We start from the raw sequence: 25,503 nt of genomic DNA, 5'->3' as shown, positions 1-25,503 counted from the left end.
CACGTCTTTTTTTATATTGCGGCAGTGAGTCAGAACGTCAACTCATTTCTTTAAAAGAACGAGCGAACTGACTTCCCGAGGTTCAATACACTGATTCTGCGAGGGATTAACCAGACAGGGTTCAGCAGAATGTGCTCTTTCCTATGTCAAATAATGACCAAGCGTAAACAAAACATTCCACCTGAAGCCACAAAATCCCACACTCTACCTGATAAAAATCGACACGCAAACTAATTAACACGGAAACGCCCTTTTCGCTAATGCGTTCAATCTTTTCGGCGAATCGTTCAAATAATAACCATAATTTAAAGCCATTACCCACAGCCGATTTGCGGTTTTAACAACGTCAGGATTACAATAACGTCAGCAATTATAGTGGGGAGTAAATATCATGCACGAAAATACATCGGCAATAAGTCGCGAAGCTTTACTGGCAGAAGCGAATAAGGTTATCCGTGAGCACGATGAGTATCTTAGCGGAATGGCTGCGACAGAAGTTGAACAAAAAGGCAATGTGCTGGTTTTCCGTGGTGAATTCTTCATGGATGAAAACGGTTTACCGACCCGAAAAACCACCGCGGTATTTAATATGTTTAAACATCTGGCTCATCTTTTTTCAGAAAAATACCATCTCGAAGATTGAGATAAAAAAGCCGCTATAAAAGAAGGCGCAACCGGTTAGCTCTCGGCGTAAACCGAGCCGATAAAAAAGGGACCGAAGTCCCTTTTTCTATGTGCTTTTAATGAGGCAATGCATCTACAGCAACGGCTTCTGACTGCGCTGTAACCAGCGCAGGAACAGACGGTCTGCGCTTTCAGCCGCGCTGCCGGTAAATCTGTCCATCATGCGTTTACGACGGGCATAACGCACCGCAATCACTTCATGATTTTTCATTTCTGCAATCAGCAAATCATCGCTGGTGCCGATGGCGTCAATCAGACCATTTTCACGCGCTTGTGTCCCAAACCAGTGTTCACCGGTTGCCACGCTGTCGATATCCAGCGACGGACGATTCTGATGTACAAATTCCTTGAAGAGCACGTGTGTTTCGTTGAGATCTTCGCGGAATTTCTCGCGCCCTTCTTCGGTGTTTTCACCGAGCAGCGTCAGGGTACGTTTGAACTCCCCCGCCGTATGCAGTTCGATATCAATATCGTTCTTTTTCAATAAGCGGTTGAAGTTAGGGATCTGCGCAACGACGCCAATCGAACCGATAATGGCAAACGGCGCGGCGACAATGCGGTCAGCCACGCAGGCCATCATATACCCGCCGCTTGCGGCGACTTTATCTACCGCCACCGTCAGGCGGATCCCGCTCTGGCGCAGACGAACCAGCTGTGAAGCGGCCAGACCATAACCGTGAACCACGCCGCCCGGGCTTTCCAGGCGCAACAGCACTTCGTCTTCCGGTGTAGCCACCGCAAGCACGGCTGAAATTTCTTCGCGCAGCGAAGTCACTTCATGCGCGTCCATACTGCCTTTGAAATCGAGAACATACAGGCAAGGTTTGGATTGGGTTGCCCCCACTTTGGCCTGTAGTTTTTTCTGTTTCGCTTCCGCTTTATCCTTTTTCTTCAGTTCCTTACTGCGGATTTTCAGCTCCGCAGGACTCAGACGCGCGCTGCGCATTTCACGCTGCATTTCGCGATACTGCTCCCCTAAATCGACCAGCTGCAACTCACCTTTTCCGTGAGATTTGCGATGACGAAGGCCAACCACCAATACCACCAGCGCACCAATGGCGATCACTACGGTCACTACTTTGGCCAAAAACAGCCCATAAAGAGAAAGTAAATCCACACAAACCGCCTTTTCGATGTGGTAATAAAACCGTTATGAAAGATGCTGAACATTCTAGACAATCGGCGCTGCGGCGTCTTGTTCGAAGATGACATCATGCCAGAGACTAAAAGTGAGTGCGCCATTGTTCCAATTTTGTTACAAAAGAGCTGTCTGTTTTTGGGTTAATCATTGAAACTCCTGCCCATTTAAGGCATATAACCGGTGATCAATTCCGAAACACCCCAAATTCGCGCCAAAATGTCGGACTCCGGTCGAGCGCAACTTCTCCCGTTCTCGGCATTTTTGATACTCAGCGCGCCTGATGTGAAAACGCCGACTGCGTCACATCGCGCCCCGAACTATGAGGACCGACCATGCATTACCATCCTAAATCTGACCTGCTCAACAACCGTATTATTCTGATCACCGGCGCTGGTGACGGCATCGGACGCGAAGCGGCGCTGACCTACGCCCGCTTTGGCGCGCAGGTGATTTTACTTGGCCGCACTGAAAGCAAACTGGCCAGCGTCCAGCAGGAAATTGCCTCGAAGAATCTGCGTCCCGCGTTCATTTATGCGCTCGATCTACTGACCGCCAGCGAGCAGGATTGCCAGCGCGTCGCCAGCCAGATTGCCGGATGGGTGCCGCATCTCGACGGTGTTTTACACAACGCCGGGCTGCTGACGGAGATTACGCCGATGGCCGAAATTAAGTTGCAGGACTGGATGAACGTCATGCAGGTCAACGTCAACGCGACGTTTATGCTGACGCAGGCCCTGCTACCGCTGCTGCTCAAATCCGCCAGCGCATCGCTGGTGTTCACAACGTCCAGCGTCGGGCGGGAAGGTCGCAGCGGCTGGGGCGCGTACGCGGTATCGAAATTCGCCACCGAAGGCATGATGCAGGTGCTGGCCGAAGAACATAAACACTCCGGTCTGCGGGTGAACTGCATTAATCCGGGCGGAACCCGCACCGGCATGCGCGCGTCGGCGTTCCCTGATGAAAACAAAAATAAACTCAAAACACCGGCTGACATCATGCCGCTGTATCTCTACCTGATGGGCGATGACAGTCGTCGTAAAACTGGTATCAGCTTTGATGCCCAACCGGGCCGTAAAGCCGGTCCAGCCGAATAACGGAGCCGAACATGACTGAAGATCGCCACAAGCAGCGCCAGCAAAAGCTGAAAGAACAGGTTGACGCGCGCATTGACGCGGCAAAAGAGCAGCGCGGCATTTTGATTGTGTTTACCGGCAACGGCAAAGGCAAAACTACTGCCGCTTTCGGGACGGTAACCCGCGCCGTCGGGCACGGAATGCGCGCAGCGGTGATCCAGTTTATTAAAGGCGAATGGCCGAACGGTGAGAAAAATCTGCTGGAACCGCATGGCGTCGAATTTCAGGTGATGGCGACCGGTTTTACCTGGGAAACGCAAAATAAAGAAACGGACACCGCCGCCTGTCAGGCCGTCTGGCAGCACGGGAAACGCATGCTGGCCGATGCCACGTTAGATCTCGTCGTGCTCGATGAACTGACGTATATGGTCAGTTTCGGTTATCTGGATTTGCAGGAAGTGGTTGATGCGCTGAATGCCCGTCCGGCGCGCCAGACGGTGATTATCACCGGCCGTGGCTGCCATCGGGATCTGCTGGAGCTGGCCGATACCGTCAGCGAACTGCGTCCGGTGAAGCATGCTTTTGATGCGGGCATTATGGCGCAGCAGGGCATTGACTGGTAACGCCCTGCTTTGCTTTTAAACGTAAGCTTTAAAACTTAATTTTCAAAGCGTTATCTGACACTCCGCCAGTGTCGCCATTTCATTATGGATAGCGCAGGCAGCATCAATCAGCGGTAACGCCAGCGCGGCACCGCTGCCCTCGCCCAGACGCAAACTCAGGTCAAAATAAGGCTGCAAACCCAGCGCTTCCAGGGCAATTGTCGCGCCCTGCTCCGCCGAAAGATGTGACGGAATAAGATACGGTTTCAGCGCCGGTGCCATCTGGCAGGCCGCCAGTGCCGACGCATAAGAAAGGAAACCATCCAGTACCACCGGAATTCCCGCCGCCGCAGCACCGATCATTGCGCCCGCCATACCGACAAGCTCGAACCCGCCGACTTTCGCCATGACATCCAGCGCATCCGAAGCATCCGGCTGATTCACCGCAAGGGCTTTTTCCACCACGCTGATTTTATGGGTCAGCCGCTCCGGCGGAAGGTTTGCGCCCAACCCGACCGTTTGCGCAGGGGCTGCGCCGGTGAGCACCGCGACCATCGCCGCCGCGGGCGTGGTGTTTGCCATGCCCAGCTCACCGACCGCCAGAAGAGACAACCCGCTTTCCGCTTTTGCAATAACCCGTTCCGCGCTCCAGACCAGTAGCGATTCCGCCTGCTCACGGGTCATCGCCGGGCTAGTGACAATATTGCCGGTGCCTTGTGCGACTTTGTGGTTCAGCGTGCCGGGAATATCCGGGCCGAGTATCCCGCAGTCAACCAGCGTCACCTGCGCACCGGCGTTACGCGCCAGCACGGAAACTCCGGCTTTTCCCTGCACAATATTCACCGCCTGAATTGCGGTGACGACCTGCGGCGAAGGCGTTACCCCTTCATGCCAAACGCCGTGATCGGCGGCCATCACCAGAATCTCTTTGCTGGGGAATTTCAGCGGTGCTTTACCGCGAATCGACGCCAGCTGAACGGCCAGCTGTTCCAGACGCCCGAGACTGCCCAGCGGTTTAACCAGGCTGTCCAGACGTTCTGCGGCAGCCCGTGCGGCCTCTGCGTCGGGTTTAGCAATCTGACGGATGATATTTGCCAACGAAGCCATCAGTGTTCCTTATCGTGATTAAAAGTTAAATACCGCTGTCGTTGAAACGTTGGATAACGCAGGCACCCGGGCTTAAATCGATCTCACACAGGCAGCCTTGTTTAAACGGAAAGCGCCACATGTCAGCGGGCGCAAGTTTGAGCATCATCGCCAGCAACAGGCTGAGTGAACCCTGATGCGCCACGATAGCCACGCGGCTTCCCTGCGGACGCAGGTGAATTTGCTGCAACGCCTGACGGATCCGCCCGGTGAATTCGGTGAAGGATTCGCCTTGAGGCACCGCCGCTTTTTGCCAGTCCTGACACCACTGCTGGTAACCTTCTGCCTCCGAGGCTTCCAGCTCTTTGTGATGACGCATTTCCCATTCGCCGAATCCCATTTCCCGGAGCAGAGGCTGGCTTTCTACAGCGATTTCACGCCCTTTAACGATAAATTCAGCCGTGGCCTGGCTGCGCCGCATGCCGGAGTGGATCACGCAATCGAGCGGCATTTCCGCCAGCTGGCGGGCGACGTGCTGCGCCTGCTTTTCACCCTGCGCGGTCAGCGCGATATCGCTGCTGCCGCAGAAAACGCCGTCGACGTTTGCCTGAGTTTGTCCGTGTCGTATCAGATACATTTTCATTTATTTTTTCCGGATCTCAGTGCCATAAAAGGAAGAACAGAAAAACCAGTTCGCTTAATTCGCAGGCCGCGCCTAACGTGTCACCGGTTTGCCCGCCTATACGGTTGGCGACAAAACGGCGAAAAACAAAGGTAAAGCACAGCGTCACCAGCAGGGCAAACAGCGTGGAGATACCGGCGATAAACAGAACCAGTGAAGCCATCAGCAGCAGCGTCGCATAAAAGCGCCCTTCGCTGATTTTGCCGATAAACAGATTTCCCATGCCCGATTCACGCGCGTAAGACTGTCTGAAAATCATGACAGACATCATTCCCCGCCCGATTACAGGCGTTATGACCAGCACTGCAAACACTGCCAGCCCGTCGGCGCTTAACTGATAAATCAGCGCCGTACGCAGCAAAATAGCGACAATCAGCGCCAGTGCGCCGTTGGTACCAATGCGGCTGTCGCGCATAATCTCCAGAATGCGCTCGCGGCTGCGCACCGAAAACAGCCCGTCGCAGGTGTCCGCCAGCCCGTCAAGGTGCAGTGCGCCGGTCAGCATAATATGAGCGATAACCGCGGCAACTGCCGCCGGAAATGCGCCAACGTGCGGAACCAGAGTCCCCCAGACCAGCGCAGAAAGCAGGCCGACTACCAGCCCGACGAAAGGGAAGCACACAATCCCGCGCGGGTAATCTTTCATTTCAACACCGTCACACCAGCGTTCTTTTACCGGTATGCGGGTGAGGAACTGCAACGTTGCGAGAAACAGACGCCATGTCATCATCGTAATATCCTTTTTTACGCAGAAGTTTTTACCGGCACCGGGATCCCGGAAACCACCAGATATACATCATCCGCCGCAGCCGCCAGTTGCTGGTTCACCCGCCCGGCGATGTCACGAAAGCGCCGCGACAACAGGTTATCCGGCACAATTCCCATGCCGACTTCATTGGTGACGAAAATCACTTCCGTTTCACAATGCTGCGCGGCGTCAGTAAGATCAGTGATTTGCGCCAGAATATGCTGTTCGATGGCGGTGAAATCCATCGCTTCCGGCTCAGCTTCACCGGCCATATCAAACAGCAGATTGGTAATCAGCGTTGTGATGCATTCAATCACGATCGTCGGGAATTCAGTCTGTTTCAGGCGCACAACGTCGCCTAAATCACGGTGACTTTCAAACGTGTGCCAGTGCGCCGGACGCTGCTGCTGGTGGAAGCGGATCCGCTGGGCCATTTCTGTATCGGTCACCGCTGACGTGGCGATATACAACACGTCTCCGCCCCGCTTTTCTGCGATCTGTTCGGCAAAACGGCTTTTACCGCTGCGCGCCCCCCCGGTAATCAGCATCATAATCGGCTTCCTTTGGGTTGAGCGAACAATCATGTTTCGCCCTGATTTTTGAGCAAAAAAAACCGCAGCCGGTGAGAGCTGCGGTTGATGAGCATAACGGTTAGCCGTTCGCTTGTCAGCGATTAACCCCGTTTAGCCGGTCCGGTGGTACGACGTGCCGGAGCCACAGACGTGTGGCGCTTAACGGCGCGACGGATCTGGTTAGCTTTAACACGACGACGATCGCGCTCAACCGGCAGTTTGCTGACGGTTTCTTCGGTCATATCAACCAGTGTGCGCAGATAGTTGATGTCCGGCAGATCCAGCTCTTTGTAGCCGCCGCGAGGCAGGCCTTTAGGCAGATTCAGGTCACCGTAACGCACGCGGATCAGACGACTCACCTGCACGCCAACGGCTTCCCACAGACGACGAACTTCACGGTTACGTCCTTCTGTCAGGGTCACGTTGTACCACTGGTTCAGACCTTCGCCGCCCTGGAATTTGATGGAGCGGAAAGCGGCAGGGCCGTCTTCCAGCTGTACGCCACGGCTCAGTTGCTTGATTTTTTCATCATCAACCTGACCGAATACGCGTACCGCATACTCACGTTCCACTTCACGGCTCGGGTGCATCAGGCGGTTAGCCAGTTCACCGTCGGTTGTGAATAACAGCAGGCCGGAAGTGTTTACGTCCAGACGACCCACGGCAATCCAGCGTGAACCGCGCATTTTCGGCAAACGGTCAAACACGGTCGGACGCCCTTCCGGATCACTGCGCGTACACAGTTCGCCTTCAGGTTTGTAATACGCCAGCACGCGGCAGACAGTGTCCTGAGACTCCATCACCGAGAGGATGTGGCCGTCGAGACGGATTTTTGTCCCGCCGGTGACTTCAACCCGATCGCCCAGCGTCGAGATTTTACCGTCAACGCTGACGCGGCCAGCCTGGATCATCGCTTCAACTTCACGACGTGAACCGTGGCCCGCACGCGCGAGAACTTTTTGCAGTTTTTCGGTTTGCCCTTCAGTGCTGTCCAGCGCGTTTTTCGGCTTCTGGTACTTCACTTCTTCTTCATCACCGTTTTCATCAAACAGTGTTTCAGCTTTAGGCCTGGTGCCACGCGGTTTCAGCGGACGCTTTTTATCATCGCGCGCGTTGTCCGGACGTGCCGGTTTGCCCATGCGGGGTTTTTCAATGCGGGAATCAGAACGTGAATCGCTGCGACCTGCATCAGCACGCGGCTTATCAGTGCGCGGTTTGTCAGAACGTGGCTTATCGGTACGTGGCTTATCGGTACGTGGCTTTTCACCACGCTTTTCAGCCCGCGACGGTTCCGGACGGCTTTTCGCTGCGCCGGAATTTCTGCCGCTTTTAGGCTTGTCACCAGACGAACGTGCCGGTTTGGATTTATCGCTGGTGTGCTTCTGGGAATTATACTTCTCGCTCATTGAGCAGCCTCATTTGTCGCCTTCACAGGCGTCGGGGGGAGCCGGCAGCACAATGTGACCCATTGTCTGCCCGCCAAAATTCGTTTATTGCGCTTTAATACAACGACTTACAAAAAAGTCAGCCCGCCATTATACACATTTATCCCCAATTTGTATCCTGCTAAGGGATTTACGGGCTGATTATTTTTCAAACAGCGATTAACGGAACGGTGCCGGATCGCCAGCGCCTTCGCGGGCCACTTCCGGCGTTGACTCGGTCAGATCAATTACCGTGGTCGGCTGCTGACCCAGCGAACCGCCGTCAATGACCAGATCGACCAGTTTACCCAGACGATCTTTGATGTCTTCCGGGTCAGATTCCGCAAAGTCATTGCCCGGCAGCATCAGCGTGGTGGACATCAGCGGTTCACCCAACGCGTCAAGCAGTGCAATCGCAATCGGGTTCGACGGCACACGTAAACCGATCGTCTTACGTTTTTCGCTCATCAACCGGCGCGGCACTTCTTTCGTCGCTTTCAGAATGAACGTGTAGTTGCCCGGCGTGTTATTTTTGATCAGACGAAAAGCCGAGTTATCTACATAAGCGTAAGTAGAAAGCTCAGACAAATCGCGGCAGACCAGCGTGAAATTGTGGTTGCCGTCAAGCTGACGGATACGGCATATGCGCTCCATCGCGTTCTTTTCTTCCAGGCGACAGCCCAGCGCGTAGCCCGAATCGGTCGGGTAAACGATCACATTCCCTTTGCGCAGCAATTCAACCGCCTGACTGATCAGACGTGGCTGCGGATTTTCAGGATGAATATAGAAATATTGACTCATTGTTCCTCTCAATTCTTTTCAGGTCTGCCCTCTGTGAGGTCATCATAAAAAATGACGTTACAAAGCAGGGTTCAGACCAGTTCAATTTCAGGCTTTTTTTCCGTGACCGGCCAGTTTTTCCACACCGGTTCCACACCTGCGGGAAGCCAAAGTTTGCGCCCCAGTTCAATCCACGAGCAGGGCTGATGGAAATCAGAGCCTTGCGAGGCCAGCAAATGATAATCGCGGGCATACGCCGCCAGCTGCGCGCGTTCGTTGGGCGCTTGCTGACATTGCGCGACTTCCATCGCATCACCGCCGTGCTCAGAAAAATAGGCCAGCAGGCGTTTCAGCCATTTTGTCGACAGGTCATAACGTCCCGGATGCGCGACGACGGCCTGCCCGCCAGACTGATGAATTGCTTCAATAGATTGTTCTATTGTACACCACTGTGGCGGAACGTAGCCGGTCTTACCCTTGGCGAGGTACTTTTTGAAGACCTGCGCGATGTTATCCGCCGCGCCAAATTCGACCAGAAAGCGTGCAAAATGGGCGCGGGTGACGGCTCCGCCCTGCGCCAGACGCAGTGCCCCTTCCCACGCACCGTCGATGCGCGCTTTCGCCAGCCTGTTGCCCATTTCCTGTGCGCGCTGCTGGCGGAGTTCGGCCTGACTTTTCAGCAGACTCACCATCGCCGGATGTTCAGGGTCGATGCCTAATCCGACGATATGGATCTCGTGGTTTTCCCACAGCGTCGAAATCTCAACGCCGTTCACCAGTTGCAGTGGCAGTTGCTGGCTGGCGATCGCCTGCGCCGCACGCGCCAGCCCTTCGGTGCTGTCATGATCGGTGATCGCCAGAATTCCAACCCGCATTTCAACGGCGCGGGCCACCAGCGCTTCGGGCGTTAAATAGCCGTCCGATGCCGTCGTGTGGCTGTGGAGATCGTATATCCTGAATGCAGTGCCGGAAGTCTGATCGTCTGCTGAGGGTGAAGCTGTTGTTGGCGAAGTCATCGTCACGTCGGGGATTTAACCTGTTTCTGAATGCAGCACTTATCATAACGCGTTAGGGCTTTGCACGTCAGGATGATTTCACCGGGTTTTTACGCACGGTTACGGTGCGATAACAATCTGACCGCACTAAAGGTGTGAGATCAGACAAATTCAGGGTTGACTTTGCCTTCATGAACTAGTTTACTAGTACGCAAGTTCACGGAATGATTCAGTAATGAACGGCGTGACAAACGAATTCAGAAAGTTTAGGTTTTAAGAACGCGCAGTTTTTATAAACACGAACTTTCCCAAACTTAAAAAGAGTGTCTGATGATGAAAACTCACATGATGGCGGTTCTCAGCTGGTGGCGTACTTCCCCTTGTCGGGCGGAGTAATCACGCATAGCTGTCATCAGACGCTGCAAGATTTCCGAAGCCCGCTTAACGCGGGCTTTTTTGTGGCCGTCTGTATGAAAATGTTCATAAAATTTCAGGAAGCAAAATGACTATTCAAAAACCATGTTTAGAATTGCTGACCGCACAAGGATGTTACCGCGGCGATCCAACGGCCATCTTCCATCAGCTGTGCGGCGCACGTCCGGCTACCCTGCTGCTGGAATCCTCAGAAGTGACCAGCAAAGAAAACCTGAAGAGCCTGTTGATTGTCGACAGCGCCCTGCGCATCACCGCGCTGGGTTCCCGGGTTTCCATTCAGGCACTCACCCCTAACGGTGCGTCTTTGCTGCCGCTGATTGACAGCGCGCTGCCGTCTGAAATTCGCAATGACGTGCGCCCGAATGGCCGCGAGCTGACTTTCCCGGCGATCGACCAGATGCAGGATGAAGATGCCCGTCTGCGTTCCCGCTCCGTTTTCGACGCCCTGCGCAGCATTCTGACCTCGGTGGAATCTCCGGTACATGAGCGTGAAGCGATGTTCCTCGGAGGCCTGTTTGCTTATGACCTGGTTGCCGGTTTTGAAGATTTGCCGCAGTTAGCCTCTGATCAGCGTTGCCCGGATTTCTGCTTCTATCTGGCGGAAACCCTGCTGGTGCTCGACCACCAGAACCGCACCTGCCGTTTGCAGGCCAGCCTGTTTACGCCATCTTCTGAAGAAAAACAGCGTCTGCATGAGCGTCTGGAACAGCTGCAACATCAGCTGCAATTGCCGGCGCACGCCATTCCTCACCAGAGCGTGCCGGAAATGCAGTTAAGCGTGAACCAGACCGATGAAGTGTTTGGTGCCGTGGTTGAGAAAATGAAAGTGGCGATCCGCGCCGGTGAAATCTTTCAGGTTGTGCCGTCACGCCGTTTCTCCCTGCCATGCCCTGCTCCGCTGGCGGCCTACGAAACGCTGAAAAACAACAACCCAAGTCCATATATGTTCTTCATGCAGGACAACGATTTCACGCTGTTCGGCGCGTCACCGGAAAGCGCATTGAAATACGATGCCACCAACCGCCAGATTGAAATTTACCCGATTGCCGGTACTCGCCCGCGTGGCCGTCGTGCTGACGGTTCGCTTGATCTGGATCTCGACAGCCGTATCGAACTGGAAATGCGTACCGACCATAAAGAGCTGGCCGAGCATCTGATGCTGGTTGATTTAGCGCGTAACGATCTGGCGCGTATCTGCGAACCGGGCAGCCGTTACGTCGCTGACCTGACCAAAGTTGACCGTTATTCCTTCGTGATGCATCTGGTGTCCCGCGTTGTTGGCACGCTGCGCGCCGATCTGGACGTGCTGCACGCCTATCAGGCCGTCATGAATATGGGCACGTTGACCGGCGCACCCAAAGTCCGCGCCATGCAGCTGATTTCTGCATCTGAGCAAACCCGGCGCGGCAGTTACGGCGGCGCAGTCGGTTACTTCACCGCGCACGGTGATCTGGATACCTGCATCGTCATCCGCTCCGCGTATGTGGAAGATGGCATCGCCACCGTCCAGGCGGGCGGCGGCGTGGTGCTCGATTCTGTACCACAAGCCGAAGCTGACGAAACCCGTAATAAAGCCCGTGCCGTGTTGCGTGCCATCGCCACTGCCCACAATGCGAAAGAGGTATTTTAAGATGGCCGATATTTTACTCATCGATAACGTGGATTCCTTTACGTACAACCTGGTCGATCAGCTGCGTTCCAGTGGACATAACGTAGTGATTTACCGCAATCAGATCCCGGCTGACGTGATTATAGAAAAGCTCAGCCAGCTGGAAAAACCGGTGCTGGTGCTTTCTCCGGGCCCGGGTACACCGTCTGAAGCGGGCTGTATGCCGGAACTGCTGAAACGTCTGCGCGGTCAGTTGCCGATTATCGGTATCTGTCTCGGACATCAGGCGATTGTTGAAACCTACGGCGGTTTCGTCGGTCAGGCGGGTGAAATCCTGCACGGTAAAGCTTCTTCTATTACGCATGACAACGAAGCGATGTTCGCGGGTATGAATAACCCGCTGCCGGTGGCGCGTTATCACTCGCTGGTCGGCAGTCAGATCCCCGAAGGGCTGACGGTTAACGCCCGCTACGGCGACATGGTAATGGCAGTTCGTCACGAAGAAGATCGCGTTTGCGGCTTCCAGTTCCATCCGGAATCCATTTTAACTTCACAGGGCGCTCGTCTGCTTGAGCAGACACTGGCCTGGGCTTTGGCGTAAGGAGAACTGTCATGAAAACGCAAACCATCCCCGGCATTCTCGAAAATCTGTATCAGGCTCAGGCGATGACACAGGAAGAAAGCCAGCAGTTATTTACCGCCATCGTGAACGGTGAGCTGGAACCCGCGCAGTTAGCGGCGGCGCTGATCAGCATGAAGGTGCGAGGCGAGCAGCCCGCTGAAATCGCCGGTGCCGCAAAAGCGTTACTGGCTCACGCCGAGCCGTTCCCGCGCCCTGATTATCCGTTCGCAGATATCGTCGGCACCGGCGGCGACGGCACCAACAGCATCAATATTTCCACCGCCAGCGCCTTTGTGGCGGCGGCCTGTGGCGCACGCGTGGCGAAACACGGCAACCGCAGTGTGTCCAGCCGTTCAGGTTCATCGGATTTACTGGCCGCTTTCGGCATTCGTCTGGATATGCCAGCGGAGGAATCCCGCGCGGCGCTGGACGATTTGAATGTGTGTTTCCTTTTCGCACCGCAATACCACACCGGTTTCCGCCATGCGATGCCGGTGCGTAAAGCGCTGAAAACCCGCACGCTGTTCAACGTGCTCGGCCCGCTGATTAACCCGGCACGTCCGCCATTGGCACTGATTGGCGTGTACAGCCCGGAACTGGTGAAACCGATTGCGGAAACCCTGCGCGCCCTCGGTTACGAGCGTGCGGCGGTGGTTCACGGCGGCGGAATGGATGAAGTGGCGATTCACTCGGCAACACAGGTTGCTGAACTGAAAGACGGCGAAATCACCACCTATGAAGTGACACCGCAGGACTTCGGGCTGGACAATTATCCGATCGAATCCCTGCTGGGCGGCGAGCCGGAAGAAAACCGTGACATTCTGGCACGCTTATTACAAGGTAAAGGTGATCCGGCCCATGAAGCCGCGGTAGCCGTCAATGTGGCGATGTTACTGCGTCTTTTCGGTCAGGAAGATTTGAAGCAAAACGCTCAACAGGCTTTAGATGTCATGCGCAGCGGTGAACCCTACCAGCGCGTGACTGCATTGGCAGCAAGAGGATAAGTGATGCAGCAGGAAACCGTGCTCCACAAGATTGTTCGCGATAAGGAAATTTGGGTCGCGGCACGCAAAGAACAACAACCGCTGGCCAGCTTTCAGAACGAAATAACTCAAAGCCAGCGCAGTTTTTACGACGCGCTTCAGGGCGCAAGAACGGCTTTTATTCTTGAGTGCAAGCAGGCTTCTCCTTCCAAAGGAAAGATCCGCGAGAACTTTGATCCGGTAGAAATTGCCGGTGTTTACAAAAACTACGCATCGGCCATTTCCGTTCTGACGGACGAAAAATACTTCCAGGGCAGCTTTGATTTTCTGCCGCTGGTGAGCAAAACCGTCACGCAGCCGGTGCTGTGCAAAGACTTCATTATCGACCCGTATCAGATTCATCTGGCGCGCTTTTATCAGGCCGATGCCATTTTGCTGATGCTGTCTGTACTCAGCGATGAACAATACGTGCAACTCGCCGCCGTCGCGCACAGCCTGAATATGGGTGTGCTGACCGAGGCCAGTAATGAAGAAGAATTAGACCGCGCGGTCAATCTTAAAGCCAAAGTCGTCGGCATCAATAACCGTGATTTACGTGACTTATCGATTGACCTGAACCGCACGCGTGAACTGGCACCCCGCGTACCGCACGGCGTAACGGTCATCAGCGAATCCGGCATTAATACATACGGCCAGATCCGCGAACTCAGCCGTTTTGCCAACGGTTTCCTGATTGGCAGCGCGCTGATGTCAGAGCCAGACCTGAACACCGCCGTCAGCCGTGTACTGCTTGGCGACAACAAAGTGTGCGGCCTGACGCGTGCGCAGGATGCGAAAGCCGCGCATGACGCCGGCGCGATTTACGGCGGCCTGATTTTTGTCGACGCCTCTCCGCGCTTCGTGACACAGCCGCAGGCGAAAGAAGTGCAAAACGGCGCACCGATGAAATACGTCGGCGTGTTCCGTGATGCCCAACTGACTGACGTCGTGAAAACCGCTCAGGCACTGAATCTCACCGCCGTGCAGCTTCATGGCGATGAAGATCAGGCTTATATCGATGCCCTGCGCAGTGAACTGCCTTCTGCGGTGCAGATCTGGAAAGCGCTGAGCGTGAAAGACACGATGCCGGCACGTAATCTGAATCACGCTGACCGTTACGTTCTCGATAACGGGAAAGGCGGAACAGGGCATCGTTTCGACTGGAGCAAGCTGGCCGGGCAAGACCTGAGCAATGTTCTTCTGGCCGGTGGCCTGAGCGCAGATAATTGCGTCGAAGCCGCGCAGCTCGGTTGTGCGGGTCTGGATTTCAATTCAGGCGTCGAGAGCGAGCCGGGCATTAAAGATGCGGGTAAAATTACCGCTGTATTCCAGACATTGCGGGCTTATTAATTCCCCGCAGTGACGCAAAAATTGACAGACAGGATGGAATCACATGACTTTACTTAATCCCTACTTCGGCGAATTTGGCGGCCAGTACGTCCCGCAAATTCTGATGCCTGCGCTGGTGCAGCTGGAAGAAGCTTTTGTCAGCGCGCAGCGTGACCCGGCGTTTCAGGCTGAATTCATCGATTTACTGAAAAACTATGCAGGCCGCCCGACGGCGCTGACATTGTGTAAAAACCTGACCGCAGGCACCAAAACCAAGCTATACCTCAAGCGTGAAGACCTGCTGCACGGCGGCGCGCACAAAACGAACCAGGTGCTGGGTCAGGCGCTGCTGGCTAAGCGCATGGGCAAAACCGAAATCATCGCTGAAACCGGTGCGGGTCAGCACGGCGTGGCATCCGCTCTGGCCTGTGCTCTGCTCGGCCTGAAATGCCGGATTTATATGGGCGCGAAAGACATTGAACGCCAGTCACCGAACGTGTTCCGTATGCGTCTGATGGGCGCTGAAGTGATCCCGGTCCACAGCGGCTCTTCCACGCTGAAAGATGCCTGTAACGAGGCACTGCGCGACTGGTCTGGCAGCTACGAAACCGCTCACTATATGCTGGGAACCGCTGCGGGTCCGCATCCTTATCCCACAATTGTGCGTGAATTCCAGCGCATGATTGGCGAAGAAACTAAAGCGCAAATGCAGGAACGCGAAGGCTGCCTTCCGGACGCCGTGATCGCCTGTGTCGGCGGTGGCTCTAACGCAATCGGCATGTTTGCTGATTTTATCGATGACACCAGCGTGAAGTTGATTGGTGTTGAACCAGGTGGGCTGGGTATCGAAACCGGGCAACACGGCGCACCGCTTAAACACGGACACGTTGGCATCTATTTCGGGATGAAAGCCCCGATGATGCAAACCTCAGAAGGCCAGATTGAAGAATCGTATTCCATTTCTGCCGGTCTGGATTTCCCGTCTGTCGGGCCGCAGCATGCTTTCCTTAACAGCATCGGCCGCGCGGAATATGTGTCGATTACCGATGACGAAGCACTGGACGCCTTTAAAGAATTGTCACGCCATGAAGGGATTATTCCGGCGCTGGAATCTTCACACGCGCTGGCTTACGCGCTGAAACTCATCAAGGAAACGCCAGAGAAAGAACAAATTCTGGTGGTGAATCTGTCAGGCCGCGGCGACAAAGATATTTTCACCGTACATGACATCCTGACTGCCCGGGGAGAAATTTAATGGAACGTTATCAGCAATTATTTAAGCGTCTGGAAAGCAAAAAAGAAGGTGCCTTTGTTCCCTTCGTGACGCTGGGCGATCCGGGCATTGAGCTGTCGCTTTCTATTATCGACACGCTGATTGAAGCCGGTGCCGACGCGCTGGAGCTGGGCATTCCGTTCTCTGATCCGCTCGCCGATGGCCCGACGATTCAGAACGCCAACCTGCGCGCGTTTGCCGCCGGTGTGACGCCAACACAATGCTTCAATATCCTGGCGCGCATTCGTGAAAAACATCCGGATATCCCGATTGGCCTGCTGATGTACGCCAATCTGGTATTCCATAACGGCATCGAAACTTTCTACCAGCGTTGCGCTGAAGTGGGCGTGGATTCTGTGCTGGTCGCCGACGTGCCATTTGAAGAATCTGCCCCGTTCCGCGCGGCGGCATTGCGTCACGGCATCGCACCGATCTTCATCTGTCCGCCGAATGCGTCAGACGATCTGCTGCGTGAGATTTCCTCTCATGGTCGCGGCTACACCTATTTGCTGTCCCGCGCCGGTGTGACAGGGACGGAAAAACGCGCGCTGACACCGCTGAATCACCTGGTCGATAAGTTACGTGAATATAACGCAGCCCCGCCTTTGCAGGGCTTCGGTATTTCTGAACCTTCGCAGGTGAAAGAAACGCTGGCAGCGGGCGCAGCGGGGGCGATTTCAGGTTCCGCGACGGTGCGCATTATTGAAAACAATCTGCACCAGCCTTCTGAAATGCTGGCTCAGCTTTCCCGTTTCGTCAGTGAAATGAAAGCCGCCACCCGCGCATAATCACGATCGTTTCTGCCAGACAGAACCTTATTCATCCTCCTGACTAAGGTTCTGTTTCTTTTAAATTCTTACGTTTTTTTCTCCTTTCGATTTGTATAAAACTCATCAATAATCCAAACTAAAATCACTCGGCAAATCAATAACAATACGGGTGCATTAAGTATTGTTTGCCGGCGTCTTAATCGTGTGACTTTTGGTTTTATAACAAAGCATGGAGAGTTATTTATGAAGCTATTCAAGACATTGTCCGCTTTCTGCATGGCTGCTGTCGTCGTCATGGCCGTGGCTGCCTGCGCACCGACAAAAAAATCAGAAGGCACAGGGGGTTACATTGATGACACCGTAGTCACCACGAAAGTCAAATCTGCCCTGCTGGCCGATAAGACCATCAAATCAACTGAAATCAGCGTGGAGACCTTCAAAGGCCGTGTTCAGTTAAGTGGCTTCGTGACTTCAACAGCGGATGCAAACCGTGCGGTACAGGTAACGCGTGGCGTGGCAGGGGTTCGTTCGATCGAAAACGATATGCGACTGAAATAATCAGGCACGCTTGTGATGAAATGCGAAGAGGCGCTTAAGCGCCTCTTTTTTATGCAACGTGACTGGCAATATCAGAAACGATAGCCGACGCCAAACATAAAGACCCATGGATCAATCCGGGTGTTGATGTTTTGCTGCTCGCCGCCCGCTTTGAATTTAACTTCTGTATCGATATCCATCCACCAGACGGACATATTGATCAGCCAGTTATCATCCAGGTTGTAATCCAGACCCGCCTGCGTTGCCACACCCCAGGAATCTTTCACGCTCAGATCAGAAAGCCCGGCATCGCGCCCGGTCTGGTTGAAATTCGTATCGTAGAATGTGGTGTAGTTGATACCCAAACCGAGGTACGGGCGCAGTTTGTCACGCTTATCCCCGAAGTAGTATTGCGCCATCAATGACGGCGGCAACTGTTTCACTTCAGCGATCGTTCCGGTACTTTTCAGACCGACTTTATGCTGGAACGGCGTCGCGGCCAGCAGTTCCATCCCGATGTTGTCGGTGAACATGTAGCCGAACGTCAAACCCATCTGTGTGTTGTTATTGATGTTAAAAGAACCCAGCCCCAGCACGTTGTCTGAACCTTCGGTTGGACGAACGGTTGCTGTCCCGACACGAACAATCACATCCCCTGCTTCATGTGCGCTCGCGATTGCCGGAAATGCCGCTGCTGCCAGTAATGCCCAATATGCTGCTTTCATTATCCCTTCCCTTTGTATGGTTTATTCATTGGCCGCGCGAATGATACCTACTCTTTGGTATGGTTTGATCAAAGCGGGATCACATCTTTAAAACAATTTTTCAGAAATTGCATCTTTCTCAATCTGATCTAAACCTTTAAAAACAAAGGAATTGATCTACATCAAAAATGAGGGATTTTAGTTATTTCACAAAAGCATCAAATTTCGATTGCTTAAAAAAATGCCGCTGCGTAATTTGCCTGAACCCGGTTGTTTTTGGTTTGGTGCCGTAAGGAGTCGGTAGCTTCCCAAGATGAGCGAAATTAATAATCCTTGTATGACCTGTGGCGCATGTTGCGCCTATTTCCGTGTTTCATTTTATTGGGCTGAGTCTGAAGAGGCTGGCGGTCTTGTTCCGCAGGCACTGACAGAACAAGTCACGCCTTTTTTGAGCTGCATGAAAGGCACCAACAGCAAGACGCCTCGCTGTGTGGCTCTGGAAGGGGAAGTGGGACAATCGGTTTCGTGTTCTGTTTACCTTAACCGCCCGACACCCTGCCGCGAGTTTGATCAGTCGGGGCTGAACGGTGTGGCGAATCAGGCCTGCGATCGCGCGCGCGCGCGTTATGGCCTGCCGCCGCTGGAGGTGGATTTACCGATGATTGATGTCAGTGCTTTCGCATCAGAACTGGCAGAGATTCATCAGGCTGACTGACAGGAAGTCAGCGCAAAAGTATCGGCGGGGGGCCATTACAGGTTACAATCCCCGCCTTGTTATTTTTAGCTTGTGCCAAGGAGCGTCCATGTCTATCACGGCCAGTACATTGTACCGTGACAGTTATAATTTTATGCGCAATCAGCTCGGTAGCGTTTTTTCGCTTGCCGTTCTGGCCGCATTAATTACCGTCATATTGAGCTGGATTTTAAGCCCGTCAGCCGATCAGCTTGATGCTATCGGGCAACTTATGAACAACATGGCGGGCATGAGCGTCGCCGATATGATGGGTTTCATTGAACAACAGGTCACGCCGGAACAGCAAAGCGCAATTTTCCGCTACAGCATTGCGGCGCTGTTCTCGACGCTGGCAGGCAATGTCATTTTGGTTGGCGGTGTTCTGACCCTTATCCAGCTGGTTTCTCAGGGCGTTCGTGCCAGCGTCACGCAGGTCGTGACGGCTTCGTTGCCGGTGTTGCCGCGTTTAATCCTTTTGCTGTTCGTCTTCAGCGTGATGTTCCGTCTTGGTCTGGCGCTGCTTTTCGTACCTGCATTTTTGATTGCCATTGCCTGGTCAATGTCGCCAATCATCGCCTGTAAAGAGCAGGTTGGAATGTTTAAAGCCATGCGTCTGAGCACCCGTCTGGCCTTTAGCCATGTACGCCTGGTTGCGCCGGGTGTTTTGATGTGGATTCTGGCGCAGGTGGTTCTGATGCTTTTCGTCGGTGTATTAAGTGCTTTGAATCCGATGATAAGCGCGGTCATTTTCGGCGCGCTCAGCAATGTCATCACGGCATTTATCCTGATCTATCTGTTCCGTCTTTACATGAAATTACATGTTTAATAGTGACATAACTTTTTCAAGGGCGCTCAGGCGCCCTTTTCTTTTGTCCGGTAAATGATTCCGGTATAGTCATCCCATACATAAAACATGGAATGAAGTATGAAGCAGCTCCTCGATTTTCTTCCCCTGATTGTCTTTTTTGTGGTTTATAAGCTTTACGACATTTTTGTCGCTTCGGGCGCGTTGATCGCGGCCACTGCGCTGGCGCTCATCATCACCTGGGTGGTGTATCGCAAAATTGAGAAAATGACATTAATCACCTTCGCCATGGTGGCTGTTTTTGGCACCCTGACACTGGTCTTCCATAACGATGAATTTATCAAATGGAAAGTGACGGTCATCTACGTTCTGTTCTCCGGCGCTTTGCTGATAAGTCAGCTGGTGCTGAAAAAACCTTTGATTCAGCGGATGCTGGGTAAAGAGCTGACCCTTCCCGACCACGTCTGGAATAAGCTGAATGTCAGCTGGGCGATCTTTTTCCTGCTGTGCGGTCTGGCAAATATCTACGTCGCGTTCTGGCTGCCGCAAAATGTCTGGGTTAACTTCAAAGTGTTCGGGCTGACCGTCCTGACGCTGGTCTTCACGCTATTGAGCGGTATCTATATTTACCGGCATATGCCGGATGATGAAAAAAAATAAGCATTCTTCTGCACGGGCCTTCTTTTGAAGGCCTTCGTTGTTTTGAATTAAAACATTGATCACTGTGAAGCAATCAAACATGAACGAAAAACAAAGTTTACCCAATGGTGAAATGGTACTGCGCACGCTGGCCATGCCTGCTGATACCAATGCAAACGGCGATATCTTTGGCGGATGGCTGATGTCACAGATGGACATGGGCGGCGCAATCCAGGCGAAGGAAATCGCTAAAGGCCGCGTAGTGACCGTTCGTGTGGACGGTATGACGTTCCTCAAGCCGGTCGCCGTGGGTGATGTGGTGTGTTGTTATGCACGCTGTATTCGTACCGGTAACAGCTCGATCACTATTAACGTCGAAGTCTGGGTGAAGAAGGTCTCTTCTGAACCTATCGGGCAGCGCTACAGAGCTACTGAAGCGGTGTTCACGTACGTTGCGGTGGATGAGTCTGGGAAATCACGTCAGTTGCCTGATGGCCGCAGCAATTTCAGTGTCGATTCTGGCGGTGTTTCCCAGGATTAATTCAGTTCCCACAGCTTCAACGAAAAAGGTCGCCGGAAAGGCGACCTTTTTTATGGCATAACAGGCGCGATGACCTGTTATTCGACGGTGGTGCCGCCTTTGATTTTGAACACCAGGTTGACCACTAAATTACTGGCCGCTTTCGGTTCGTAACGCCATTTCCCCATCGCCTGTTTCACTTCACGTTCAAACATGTTGCGCGGCTCAGCGGAAAGTACGCGGATATTCTGTACGCGGCCATCACCGTCGACATCAAACTGGACGCGGACGCGCCCTTCGATACGCAGCGCCAGCGCACGCGCAGGATACATCGGCTCACCACGTTGCAGCGGTCGTGGCCCGGTATTGCTCTGAGCATTGGTGGATGCAGGCGGCTGACTCACGGGCTTCGTAACCGGCTGATTGCTGGTGACAGGCGCGGTTTGTACCGTTTGCGTTTGTTTTTCCACCGGGCGTTCAACCGGTTTCACTTTTGGCTTCACGACCGGTTTTTTCACCGGCTTAGGTTTAGGCTTCGGCGGTTCTGGAATCACAACCGCTTCCGGCGGCGGCGGAGGCTCTGGCACCACTTCCGGTTCAGGCTCAGGTTCCGGCGGTGTTGGTTCCGGCTGTGGCGGCGGCGGAGGTGGCGCAAAGTCAGCCGGGTTGACCATCGTCACACTCATGACTTTCTGTTCCTGCGTCGGCAACTTGATTGACTCACCGACTGCCATGTACAAAACACCCGCAATAACAGCAATGTGCAAAGTGACAGAAAGAACGGCAGGCAACGTAACCTTGCGGATAAATCTAAACTTTTTTAGCGGCATAATGATTCATTTTCCCCATGAAGCCGCAAGTTTAAATGTAAATAGCAATCATATTCAACACCGAGATGACAACTATTCTCAAATAACCTTTGCTTTGATCCCACGCAAAGCACTTTCCCCGGGCTTCAGGTTTAGCTATGTTAATTCTGCAAAATGATCAGACTGCCGACGGCGACCTGAAATTGCTCAATAAAAACTCAATAAAAACTCAATAAAGGTGACTCATGCTTTACGTTATTTATTCTGAAGACGTTTCCGACTCACTGGAAAAACGCACACTTGCGCGCCCGGCGCACATCGAACGTCTGAAAAAATTACAGGAACAAGGCCGCGTCCTGGTTGGCGGCCCGACACCGGCCATCGACAGCGAAGATCCCGGCACTGCGGGTATGACCGGTTCCCTGCTGGTCGTCGAATTTGAAACGCTGGAAGCCGCCAAAGTATGGGCTGACGCTGATCCTTATGTCGACGCGGGTGTCTACAAATCAGTGACGGTGAAACCGTTCAAACGCGTATTCTGATTTCCGACGGGCAGTCTCAGGCTGCCCGCCCTCTGCTTATCTGCGTTTCATCCCAGCCGGTGCCCTCCTTTTAAGCAACTTTACTTTTGCTTACAGCAACTGATTGTCTAAATATCTGGTTACCTGAACATTCACTGCATCACTTATTAATCAATACCGAGCGGAGAGCCCGATATGCAATGTCCTGTATGCAAAGAAAGTCAGCTGGTTATGTCAGAACGTCAGGGTATAGAAATCGACTATTGCCCGGATTGCCGTGGCGTCTGGCTGGATCGGGGAGAGCTGGATAAAATCATCGAGAAATCCGCGGTGATCCAGCAGACGGAACGCCCTTCCGCACCGCGCTATGAAGAACCTGCGCGCCGCGACGAACACCGGCATCACAGCGGGCATGACAATCGCGGGCACTATTCCTCACAAAAGCCGCTTAAAAAGAAGAGTTTTCTTTCAGAGCTTTTCGACTGAGTAACGGAAAACGCGCGCCGAAGCAGAAACCGCTCTGGCGCCATTTCTCCAAAGCCGTCACATTGCTTTCATCCGTTGTGTGTTAGGATGCCTACCCCTGCCCACGAGGTAAGCACTATGTCATTCTTCGACGGATTGAAGTTTCTAACCAGTACGACCACGAAGGTCACCTGCCCGGAATGCGGTTACGTTTCTGAACAGATGAGCGCAAAAGTTCGCAAAAACTCCACGCTGGTGTGTAAAAAATGTGGCGCGCTGTTTCAGCCTAAATCCCGCTAATCACGCATTCCATTCGTAGTTCACGGCATACAATGACAAACGCTGATGTTGCTGATGATGAATCTGACGAATTCGGTAGATGTGACGATAGCGTCTCGACTGACCTTCCAGCCAGCGGCTTCTCCGGCGCTGAGTCTGGCGTAACATGCGCCAGCGGCCGACTTCATTTTTACTGCGTTTCATTCACCTGTGTCCCGTGATGACCGTTATTAACGGAAGCGTTTCTTAGCCGGAAAATTTCTCATCGTAAAAAACTGCGGGGACATTATAGGCCGATGACGTTGTGATCCAAGTCTTGTTTTTTCCCTTATTCAGCGTTATCAGCTAACCTTGATGTCAGGACAGTGAAAGTTTTATTAATCAGATACAGATTTAAGAGGTAGCTGATTGATTGGTGGGATAAAGTTGGTTAAAAGTTCCCCCCTTTCCCGTACACTCACTTCGACAGCTTGCGAACAGGATTTTTCGCCTTTATGACAACATTTTATACGGTAATCAGCGGACTTCTGGTTTTCGGTTACTGGTTACTGATTGCCGGCGTGACCTTGCGCATTTTGATGAAACGCCGCGCAGTGCCTTCCGCCATGGCGTGGCTGCTGATTATCTACATCATTCCGCTGGTCGGTATTATTGCCTATCTTTCATTCGGTGAACTGCATTTAGGTAAACGCCGCGCCGAGCGCGCAAAAGCCATGTGGCCTTCAACGGCGCGCTGGCTGAACGATCTCAAAGACTGCAAACGTATTTTTGCCACTGAAAACAGCGAAATCGCCGCGTCGCTTTTCCAGCTCTGCGAACGCCGCCAGGGCATTGCCGGTGTTAAAGGCAATCAGCTGCAACTGCTGACAACCAGTGATGACGTGCTGAAAGCCATGATGCGCGACATCGGTCTGGCACGCAGCAACATCGAGATGGTGTTTTACATCTGGCAGCCCGGCGGGCTGGTGGATCAGGTTGCAGAATCGCTGATGGCCGCATCGCGTCGCGGGATCCACTGCCGCCTGATGCTGGATTCCGCTGGCAGCGTCGCGTTCTTCCGCAGCCCTTATCCGGCCATGATGCGCAATGCCGGTATTGAAGTCGTGGAAGCGTTACAGGTAAATCTTTTCCGCGTGTTCCTGCGTCGCATGGATTTACGCCAGCACCGTAAAGTCGTGCTCATCGACAACTATGTCGCCTATACCGGTAGCATGAATATGGTTGATCCGCGCTTCTTCAAACAGGATGCCGGCGTAGGCCAGTGGATTGATCTGATGGCACGCATGGAAGGCCCGGTGGCCACCACCATGGGGATTGTGTATTCCTGTGACTGGGAAATTGAAACCGGTAAACGCATTCTGCCGCCGGAGCCCGATCTCAATCAGATGCCGTTCGAGCAGGAAAGCGGCCACACCATTCAGGTGATCGCGTCCGGTCCGGGTTTCCCGGAGGATATGATCCATCAGGCGCTTCTGACCGCCACGTATTCTGCGCGTGAACAACTGGTGATGACCACGCCGTATCTCGTGCCGAGCGATGATTTGTTACACGCGATTTGTACCGCCGCACAGCGGGGCGTGGACGTCAGTATTATTCTGCCGATGAAGAACGATTCAATGATGGTTGGCTGGGCGAGCCGGGCATTCTTTGGCGAACTGCTGGAAGCCGGTGTCAAAATTTATCAGTTTGAAGACGGTCTGTTGCATACCAAAAGTATTCTGGTCGATGGCCAGCTCAGTCTGGTCGGCACCGTGAATCTGGATATGCGCAGCCTGTGGCTGAATTTCGAGATTACGCTGGTCATTGATGATGCCGGATTTGGTGATGATCTGGGGCGTGTGCAGGAAGATTATATTGCCCGTTCACATCTGCTGGATGTTGAGGCGTGGCTTAAACGGCCTTTCTGGCACCGCATCGTTGAACGTCTGTTCTACTTTTTCAGTCCGCTGCTGTAAAAGCCGCGTCGGGCGTGATGTAATACACGCAGTACTGGCTTTTATAAGCCTGAACACATTCATCTGTAAACGAGAATTAATATGGACCTGAATAATCGCCTGACCGAAGACGAAACGCTTGAACAAGCCTATGACATCTTTCTGGAACTGGCCGGAGATAACCTTGACCCGGCAGATATCCTGATCTTCAATCTGCAATTTGAAGAACGCGGCGGCGCTGAATTATATGATCCGGCGGAAGACTGGGTTGAGCATGTTGATTTCGACTTAAACCCGGATTTCTTCGCCGAAGTCGTCATCGGCCTGGCCGATGCGGAAGACCAGCCGATTAATGATATTTTCGCGCGTGTTTTATTGTGCCGCGAGAAAGATCATAAGCTGTGTCACATCCTCTGGAAAGAATAATCTTACCCGTCATCCTTCAAGCTGTCCCTGCGTTGGCTGCCTTCATTCACCCCGGTCACATACTTATGTATGCTCCCGGGGATTTATTCAGTTGCCGCCTTAATACAACTCGGATGATTTTGGGTTAGTGGAGTGTTTGACCAGTCCTGATATAGGTTGACACTTCTCAGCCTCAAAACGCCCGATGAACTTCATCGGGCGTTTTGTATTTTAACGACTGATGGGGCCGCTGCGTGTTGTAGATTTCCACCGACTCCCTGACCATCTTTCTTGCCTGCATGATT

The 25,503-nt window shown here is 53.2% G+C and carries 29 protein-coding genes, 1 pseudogene and 1 other annotated feature; of the genes and pseudogenes, 18 read left to right on the top strand and 12 right to left on the bottom strand.

Annotated features, from left to right (window positions below):
* The first annotated feature begins 391 nt into the window (after positions 1-391).
* A complete protein-coding gene (locus tag ACLBVC_RS09910) occupies positions 392-643 on the top strand; it encodes a YciN family protein (RefSeq protein ID WP_152325942.1) in 252 nt (83 codons plus the stop codon).
* 114 nt (positions 644-757) lie between these two features.
* Here ACLBVC_RS09910 and sohB read toward each other — a convergent pair whose 3' ends face one another.
* Positions 758-1,801, bottom strand: coding sequence for a protease SohB (gene sohB, locus ACLBVC_RS09905; RefSeq protein WP_410149463.1), 1,044 nt, complete (start codon positions 1,799-1,801; stop codon positions 758-760).
* A 356-nt stretch (positions 1,802-2,157) separates the two neighbouring features.
* Here sohB and ACLBVC_RS09900 point away from each other — a divergent pair, with 356 nt between their 5' ends.
* Both ACLBVC_RS09900 and cobO read left to right on the top strand, forming a co-directional pair.
* On the top strand, positions 2,158-2,919 hold the full coding sequence (locus tag ACLBVC_RS09900; RefSeq protein ID WP_410149462.1) for a YciK family oxidoreductase: 762 nt from the start codon (positions 2,158-2,160) through the stop codon (positions 2,917-2,919).
* 11 nt (positions 2,920-2,930) lie between these two features.
* Complete coding sequence (cobO, locus tag ACLBVC_RS09895) at positions 2,931-3,521, top strand: cob(I)yrinic acid a,c-diamide adenosyltransferase (RefSeq protein ID WP_410149461.1); 591 nt, start codon at positions 2,931-2,933, stop codon at positions 3,519-3,521.
* Positions 3,522-3,563: 42 nt separating this feature from the next.
* Here cobO and cobT read toward each other — a convergent pair whose 3' ends face one another.
* From cobT to rnm, 7 genes are all read right to left on the bottom strand, one after another.
* Positions 3,564-4,607 carry a nicotinate-nucleotide--dimethylbenzimidazole phosphoribosyltransferase gene (cobT, locus tag ACLBVC_RS09890; RefSeq protein WP_410149460.1) on the bottom strand — a complete coding sequence of 348 codons (1,044 nt, stop codon included), beginning with the start codon at positions 4,605-4,607 and terminating at the stop codon, positions 3,564-3,566.
* Positions 4,608-4,632: 25 nt separating this feature from the next.
* Positions 4,633-5,229, bottom strand: coding sequence for an alpha-ribazole phosphatase (cobC, locus tag ACLBVC_RS09885; RefSeq protein ID WP_410149459.1), 597 nt, complete (start codon positions 5,227-5,229; stop codon positions 4,633-4,635).
* A gap of 16 nt (positions 5,230-5,245) precedes the next feature.
* Positions 5,246-5,998 carry an adenosylcobinamide-GDP ribazoletransferase gene (cobS, locus tag ACLBVC_RS09880; RefSeq protein WP_410149458.1) on the bottom strand — a complete coding sequence of 251 codons (753 nt, stop codon included), beginning with the start codon at positions 5,996-5,998 and terminating at the stop codon, positions 5,246-5,248.
* A 14-nt stretch (positions 5,999-6,012) separates the two neighbouring features.
* Positions 6,013-6,567, bottom strand: coding sequence for a bifunctional adenosylcobinamide kinase/adenosylcobinamide-phosphate guanylyltransferase (gene cobU / locus ACLBVC_RS09875; RefSeq protein ID WP_410149457.1), 555 nt, complete (start codon positions 6,565-6,567; stop codon positions 6,013-6,015).
* Between the two features lie 122 nt (positions 6,568-6,689).
* The gene (gene rluB / locus ACLBVC_RS09870) at positions 6,690-7,610 is read right to left on the bottom strand and encodes a 23S rRNA pseudouridine(2605) synthase RluB (RefSeq protein WP_259228644.1); all 921 of its coding nucleotides are present in this window, start codon (positions 7,608-7,610) and stop codon (positions 6,690-6,692) included.
* Positions 7,611-8,192: 582 nt separating this feature from the next.
* A complete protein-coding gene (locus ACLBVC_RS09865; protein ID WP_410149456.1) occupies positions 8,193-8,813 on the bottom strand; it encodes an L-threonylcarbamoyladenylate synthase in 621 nt (206 codons plus the stop codon).
* 71 nt (positions 8,814-8,884) lie between these two features.
* Positions 8,885-9,808: an RNase RNM gene (gene rnm, locus ACLBVC_RS09860; RefSeq protein WP_410149688.1), complete on the bottom strand. Its 924-nt coding sequence runs from the start codon at positions 9,806-9,808 to the stop codon at positions 8,885-8,887.
* A 336-nt stretch (positions 9,809-10,144) separates the two neighbouring features.
* Positions 10,145-10,247, top strand: a sequence feature (Trp leader region).
* A 42-nt stretch (positions 10,248-10,289) separates the two neighbouring features.
* Here rnm and ACLBVC_RS09855 point away from each other — a divergent pair.
* The 6 genes and pseudogenes from ACLBVC_RS09855 to ACLBVC_RS09830 all read left to right on the top strand — a co-directional run bounded on the left by ACLBVC_RS09855 (position 10,290) and on the right by ACLBVC_RS09830 (position 17,405).
* Entirely contained in the window at positions 10,290-11,852 is a 1,563-nt protein-coding gene (locus tag ACLBVC_RS09855) for an anthranilate synthase component 1 (protein ID WP_410149455.1), read from the top strand.
* A gap of 1 nt (position 11,853) precedes the next feature.
* Positions 11,854-13,457 (top strand): annotated as a pseudogene (gene trpD, locus ACLBVC_RS09850) (bifunctional anthranilate synthase glutamate amidotransferase component TrpG/anthranilate phosphoribosyltransferase TrpD).
* 3 nt (positions 13,458-13,460) lie between these two features.
* Positions 13,461-14,825, top strand: a complete 1,365-nt coding sequence (trpCF, locus tag ACLBVC_RS09845; RefSeq protein ID WP_410149454.1) for a bifunctional indole-3-glycerol-phosphate synthase TrpC/phosphoribosylanthranilate isomerase TrpF — start codon at positions 13,461-13,463, stop codon at positions 14,823-14,825.
* A gap of 43 nt (positions 14,826-14,868) precedes the next feature.
* Positions 14,869-16,059 (top strand): tryptophan synthase subunit beta, encoded by a 1,191-nt coding sequence (gene trpB / locus ACLBVC_RS09840; RefSeq protein WP_152325927.1) that lies wholly within the window; start codon positions 14,869-14,871, stop codon positions 16,057-16,059.
* Positions 16,059-16,865: a tryptophan synthase subunit alpha gene (trpA, locus tag ACLBVC_RS09835; RefSeq protein ID WP_410149453.1), complete on the top strand. Its 807-nt coding sequence runs from the start codon at positions 16,059-16,061 to the stop codon at positions 16,863-16,865. The genes trpB and trpA overlap by 1 nt, the downstream gene beginning before the upstream one ends.
* A gap of 225 nt (positions 16,866-17,090) precedes the next feature.
* Positions 17,091-17,405, top strand: a complete 315-nt coding sequence (locus ACLBVC_RS09830; RefSeq protein WP_410149452.1) for a BON domain-containing protein — start codon at positions 17,091-17,093, stop codon at positions 17,403-17,405.
* A gap of 71 nt (positions 17,406-17,476) precedes the next feature.
* Here ACLBVC_RS09830 and ompW read toward each other — a convergent pair whose 3' ends face one another.
* The gene (gene ompW / locus ACLBVC_RS09825) at positions 17,477-18,109 is read right to left on the bottom strand and encodes an outer membrane protein OmpW (RefSeq protein WP_410149451.1); all 633 of its coding nucleotides are present in this window, start codon (positions 18,107-18,109) and stop codon (positions 17,477-17,479) included.
* A gap of 292 nt (positions 18,110-18,401) precedes the next feature.
* Here ompW and ACLBVC_RS09820 point away from each other — a divergent pair, with 292 nt between their 5' ends.
* The 4 genes from ACLBVC_RS09820 to yciA all read left to right on the top strand — a co-directional run bounded on the left by ACLBVC_RS09820 (position 18,402) and on the right by yciA (position 20,806).
* Entirely contained in the window at positions 18,402-18,803 is a 402-nt protein-coding gene (locus ACLBVC_RS09820) for a YkgJ family cysteine cluster protein (protein WP_410149450.1), read from the top strand.
* Positions 18,804-18,891: 88 nt separating this feature from the next.
* Positions 18,892-19,647: a YciC family protein gene (locus ACLBVC_RS09815; RefSeq protein ID WP_410149449.1), complete on the top strand. Its 756-nt coding sequence runs from the start codon at positions 18,892-18,894 to the stop codon at positions 19,645-19,647.
* Between the two features lie 99 nt (positions 19,648-19,746).
* Positions 19,747-20,286, top strand: a complete 540-nt coding sequence (locus ACLBVC_RS09810) for a septation protein A (protein ID WP_410149448.1) — start codon at positions 19,747-19,749, stop codon at positions 20,284-20,286.
* A 79-nt stretch (positions 20,287-20,365) separates the two neighbouring features.
* On the top strand, positions 20,366-20,806 hold the full coding sequence (gene yciA, locus ACLBVC_RS09805) for an acyl-CoA thioester hydrolase YciA (RefSeq protein WP_104921632.1): 441 nt from the start codon (positions 20,366-20,368) through the stop codon (positions 20,804-20,806).
* Between the two features lie 77 nt (positions 20,807-20,883).
* Here yciA and ACLBVC_RS09800 read toward each other — a convergent pair whose 3' ends face one another.
* Positions 20,884-21,615, bottom strand: a complete 732-nt coding sequence (locus ACLBVC_RS09800; RefSeq protein ID WP_410149447.1) for an energy transducer TonB — start codon at positions 21,613-21,615, stop codon at positions 20,884-20,886.
* A gap of 224 nt (positions 21,616-21,839) precedes the next feature.
* On the opposite strand from ACLBVC_RS09800, the gene ACLBVC_RS09795 reads away from it, so the two are divergent.
* The 3 genes from ACLBVC_RS09795 to ACLBVC_RS09785 all read left to right on the top strand — a co-directional run bounded on the left by ACLBVC_RS09795 (position 21,840) and on the right by ACLBVC_RS09785 (position 22,880).
* The gene (locus ACLBVC_RS09795) at positions 21,840-22,136 is read left to right on the top strand and encodes a YciI family protein (protein ID WP_410149446.1); all 297 of its coding nucleotides are present in this window, start codon (positions 21,840-21,842) and stop codon (positions 22,134-22,136) included.
* A 174-nt stretch (positions 22,137-22,310) separates the two neighbouring features.
* Positions 22,311-22,601, top strand: coding sequence for a TFIIB-type zinc ribbon-containing protein (locus ACLBVC_RS09790; protein WP_410149445.1), 291 nt, complete (start codon positions 22,311-22,313; stop codon positions 22,599-22,601).
* A 117-nt stretch (positions 22,602-22,718) separates the two neighbouring features.
* Positions 22,719-22,880 carry a YnfU family zinc-binding protein gene (locus ACLBVC_RS09785; RefSeq protein WP_015697086.1) on the top strand — a complete coding sequence of 54 codons (162 nt, stop codon included), beginning with the start codon at positions 22,719-22,721 and terminating at the stop codon, positions 22,878-22,880.
* Here ACLBVC_RS09785 and ACLBVC_RS09780 read toward each other — a convergent pair whose 3' ends face one another.
* On the bottom strand, positions 22,881-23,063 hold the full coding sequence (locus tag ACLBVC_RS09780; protein WP_015697085.1) for a YciY family protein: 183 nt from the start codon (positions 23,061-23,063) through the stop codon (positions 22,881-22,883).
* A 290-nt stretch (positions 23,064-23,353) separates the two neighbouring features.
* Between ACLBVC_RS09780 and cls the strand changes: the two genes are divergently transcribed.
* Both cls and ACLBVC_RS09770 read left to right on the top strand, forming a co-directional pair.
* A complete protein-coding gene (gene cls, locus ACLBVC_RS09775) occupies positions 23,354-24,814 on the top strand; it encodes a cardiolipin synthase (protein ID WP_410149444.1) in 1,461 nt (486 codons plus the stop codon).
* Positions 24,815-24,889: 75 nt separating this feature from the next.
* On the top strand, positions 24,890-25,219 hold the full coding sequence (locus ACLBVC_RS09770; protein WP_195812954.1) for an HI1450 family dsDNA-mimic protein: 330 nt from the start codon (positions 24,890-24,892) through the stop codon (positions 25,217-25,219).
* A 172-nt stretch (positions 25,220-25,391) separates the two neighbouring features.
* Here ACLBVC_RS09770 and ACLBVC_RS09765 read toward each other — a convergent pair.
* A partial coding sequence (locus tag ACLBVC_RS09765; RefSeq protein WP_410149687.1) for an integrase core domain-containing protein occupies positions 25,392-25,503 on the bottom strand: 112 nt, incomplete at its 5' end.

Source organism: Rahnella selenatireducens (assembly GCF_046449555.1).
GTDB classification, from domain to species: Bacteria; Pseudomonadota; Gammaproteobacteria; order Enterobacterales; family Enterobacteriaceae; genus Rahnella; species Rahnella selenatireducens.
Note: the sequence above shows the minus strand (reverse complement) of the source record. Positions and strands in the feature narration are given on the sequence as shown.

What these genes read in the sequence shown, in the direction of transcription:
- ACLBVC_RS09910 (WP_152325942.1), top strand. Translation starts at nt 392, where the DNA reads ATGCACGAAAATACATCGGCAATAAGTCGCGAAGCTTTACTGGCAGAA.
- ACLBVC_RS09900 (WP_410149462.1), top strand. Translation starts at nt 2,158, where the DNA reads ATGCATTACCATCCTAAATCTGACCTGCTCAACAACCGTATTATTCTG.
- cobO (WP_410149461.1), top strand. Translation starts at nt 2,931, where the DNA reads ATGACTGAAGATCGCCACAAGCAGCGCCAGCAAAAGCTGAAAGAACAG.
- cobT (WP_410149460.1), bottom strand. Translation starts at nt 4,607, where the DNA reads ATGGCTTCGTTGGCAAATATCATCCGTCAGATTGCTAAACCCGACGCA.
- cobC (WP_410149459.1), bottom strand. Translation starts at nt 5,229, where the DNA reads ATGAAAATGTATCTGATACGACACGGACAAACTCAGGCAAACGTCGAC.
- cobS (WP_410149458.1), bottom strand. Translation starts at nt 5,998, where the DNA reads ATGATGACATGGCGTCTGTTTCTCGCAACGTTGCAGTTCCTCACCCGC.
- cobU (WP_410149457.1), bottom strand. Translation starts at nt 6,567, where the DNA reads ATGATGCTGATTACCGGGGGGGCGCGCAGCGGTAAAAGCCGTTTTGCC.
- ACLBVC_RS09865 (WP_410149456.1), bottom strand. Translation starts at nt 8,813, where the DNA reads ATGAGTCAATATTTCTATATTCATCCTGAAAATCCGCAGCCACGTCTG.
- rnm (WP_410149688.1), bottom strand. Translation starts at nt 9,808, where the DNA reads ATGACTTCGCCAACAACAGCTTCACCCTCAGCAGACGATCAGACTTCC.
- ACLBVC_RS09855 (WP_410149455.1), top strand. Translation starts at nt 10,290, where the DNA reads ATGACTATTCAAAAACCATGTTTAGAATTGCTGACCGCACAAGGATGT.
- trpCF (WP_410149454.1), top strand. Translation starts at nt 13,461, where the DNA reads ATGCAGCAGGAAACCGTGCTCCACAAGATTGTTCGCGATAAGGAAATT.
- trpB (WP_152325927.1), top strand. Translation starts at nt 14,869, where the DNA reads ATGACTTTACTTAATCCCTACTTCGGCGAATTTGGCGGCCAGTACGTC.
- trpA (WP_410149453.1), top strand. Translation starts at nt 16,059, where the DNA reads ATGGAACGTTATCAGCAATTATTTAAGCGTCTGGAAAGCAAAAAAGAA.
- ACLBVC_RS09830 (WP_410149452.1), top strand. Translation starts at nt 17,091, where the DNA reads ATGAAGCTATTCAAGACATTGTCCGCTTTCTGCATGGCTGCTGTCGTC.
- ompW (WP_410149451.1), bottom strand. Translation starts at nt 18,109, where the DNA reads ATGAAAGCAGCATATTGGGCATTACTGGCAGCAGCGGCATTTCCGGCA.
- ACLBVC_RS09820 (WP_410149450.1), top strand. Translation starts at nt 18,402, where the DNA reads ATGAGCGAAATTAATAATCCTTGTATGACCTGTGGCGCATGTTGCGCC.
- ACLBVC_RS09815 (WP_410149449.1), top strand. Translation starts at nt 18,892, where the DNA reads ATGTCTATCACGGCCAGTACATTGTACCGTGACAGTTATAATTTTATG.
- ACLBVC_RS09810 (WP_410149448.1), top strand. Translation starts at nt 19,747, where the DNA reads ATGAAGCAGCTCCTCGATTTTCTTCCCCTGATTGTCTTTTTTGTGGTT.
- yciA (WP_104921632.1), top strand. Translation starts at nt 20,366, where the DNA reads ATGAACGAAAAACAAAGTTTACCCAATGGTGAAATGGTACTGCGCACG.
- ACLBVC_RS09800 (WP_410149447.1), bottom strand. Translation starts at nt 21,615, where the DNA reads ATGCCGCTAAAAAAGTTTAGATTTATCCGCAAGGTTACGTTGCCTGCC.
- ACLBVC_RS09795 (WP_410149446.1), top strand. Translation starts at nt 21,840, where the DNA reads ATGCTTTACGTTATTTATTCTGAAGACGTTTCCGACTCACTGGAAAAA.
- ACLBVC_RS09790 (WP_410149445.1), top strand. Translation starts at nt 22,311, where the DNA reads ATGCAATGTCCTGTATGCAAAGAAAGTCAGCTGGTTATGTCAGAACGT.
- ACLBVC_RS09785 (WP_015697086.1), top strand. Translation starts at nt 22,719, where the DNA reads ATGTCATTCTTCGACGGATTGAAGTTTCTAACCAGTACGACCACGAAG.
- ACLBVC_RS09780 (WP_015697085.1), bottom strand. Translation starts at nt 23,063, where the DNA reads ATGAAACGCAGTAAAAATGAAGTCGGCCGCTGGCGCATGTTACGCCAG.
- cls (WP_410149444.1), top strand. Translation starts at nt 23,354, where the DNA reads ATGACAACATTTTATACGGTAATCAGCGGACTTCTGGTTTTCGGTTAC.